This window comes from Pseudooceanicola lipolyticus (assembly GCF_002786325.1).
GTDB lineage: Bacteria > Pseudomonadota > Alphaproteobacteria > Rhodobacterales > Rhodobacteraceae > Pseudooceanicola_C > Pseudooceanicola_C lipolyticus.
In genome coordinates, this window is the sequence record NZ_PGTB01000344.1 from 1 (window position 1) to 1379 (window position 1379).

The following is a 1379-nucleotide window of genomic DNA, read 5'->3' on the forward strand; positions in this document are numbered from 1 at the left end:
GGCCCAGGCCGCGATCTCGGGCGCCGGTTCGGCGGCAAAGACGGTGATCCGCGCCGGGGTCTTCAGCAGCAGCCGCAGCTTGGCCAGCGCCGCCTCGCCGCCACCCGACAGCACGATGCGCCGCCCCGCGGTCGCCAGGAAGATCGGGAAATGCTGCATTGCGCCATCCTCGGGTTCATCGTTTGACTTGTGCAGGAATATAGGAAATATTCCCCCTTCAGCGCCATACGGGCAGGGAAATAAGGACGCTTGTTCCAAGCTGACGCTCAGATGGAACGTTTGCACCTGCAGAAAGGGTAAATCAGGAATGTCTGTGCGGATTGACGAGGTGGATCGAAAAATTCTGGCCGAACTGCAGCGTGATGCCAGCCAGTCGCTGGACGATATCGCCAAGGCGGTGGGCTCGTCCAAGACCCCGGTCTGGAACCGGATCCGCAAGCTGCGCGAAGGCGGCGTGATTGGCCGGCAGACCGTGATTCTGGATGCCGAGGCGCTGGGATTCGAGGCCTGTTTCTTCGTGCTGATCCGCACCTCGGAACACGAGGCGGAATGGCAGCGCGCCTTCCTGAAGGCTCTGAAGGACCGCCCCGAGGTGCAGGAGGCGCATCGCCTGGCCGGCGATATCGACTATATCCTCAAGGTGCGGGTGAAAAACGCCCGCGCCTATGACGCCTTTTACCAGGCGCTGATCTCCGAGGTGAAGGTGCATAACGTCACCGCCCTGCTGTCGATGGAAGAGATCAAGTCAACCACGCTGCTGCCGCTGGACAGCTGAGGGGTGACGAAACACAGGGCCGGCGCGGCGCTTTCCGGTCCGGCTTTGACCCGGCAGGGGCTTGCGGTAATCTCGGCGCCATGACTGCTCACATTCTGCGCACCGGCTGGATGGTTCTGGCCTTCCTGCTGGCCGTTGCGGCGCTGGCCGGCGGCGTCTGGCGCTATGGCTATCTGCAGGCGCTGGACCAGCTGGCGCATCGCGCCGAATCCGATCTGGCGCTGGCCAGCGACCGGCTGGGCGCGCAGCTGCAGAACTACCAGGAACTGGCGGTGTTGACCGCGTCGCACCCGGCGCTGGACGGGCTGGACGACCCGGCGCGCGCCGCGGCGGCGGATGTGCTATTGCGCGCCACCGCGGACAAGACCGGGGCGATGGATGTGCTGTTTGCCGATACCAATGGCCGCGTGCTGGCCGCCGCCCGCGACGGCGCGCGCCCCGATCTGCGCGCGGCGCCCTATTTCCGCCGCGCCATGCAAGGCGCGTTGGGATCCGGCCATGGCACCGATGTCGAGTCGGGCCGCCGGGTGTTCGCCTTTGCGGTGCCCGCCTTTGATGCCCGCGGCCGGGTGCGCGGCGCGCTGACCTTCATCGCCGATGCCGA

At 66.1% G+C, this 1379-nt stretch carries 3 protein-coding genes; 2 read left to right on the forward strand and 1 reads right to left on the reverse strand.

The window, feature by feature from the left end; all coding sequences use genetic code 11:
- Positions 1-159: NAD(P)-dependent oxidoreductase (locus tag CVM52_RS25765; protein ID WP_276308670.1), on the reverse strand; the 159-nt coding region annotated here is incomplete at its 3' end.
- A 148-nt stretch (positions 160-307) separates the two neighbouring features.
- Here CVM52_RS25765 and CVM52_RS25770 point away from each other — a divergent pair.
- A complete protein-coding gene (locus CVM52_RS25770) occupies positions 308-775 on the forward strand; it encodes an Lrp/AsnC family transcriptional regulator (protein ID WP_100165060.1) in 468 nt (155 codons plus the stop codon).
- A gap of 80 nt (positions 776-855) precedes the next feature.
- A partial coding sequence (locus CVM52_RS25775; RefSeq protein WP_205965037.1) for a cache domain-containing protein occupies positions 856-1379 on the forward strand: 524 nt, incomplete at its 3' end.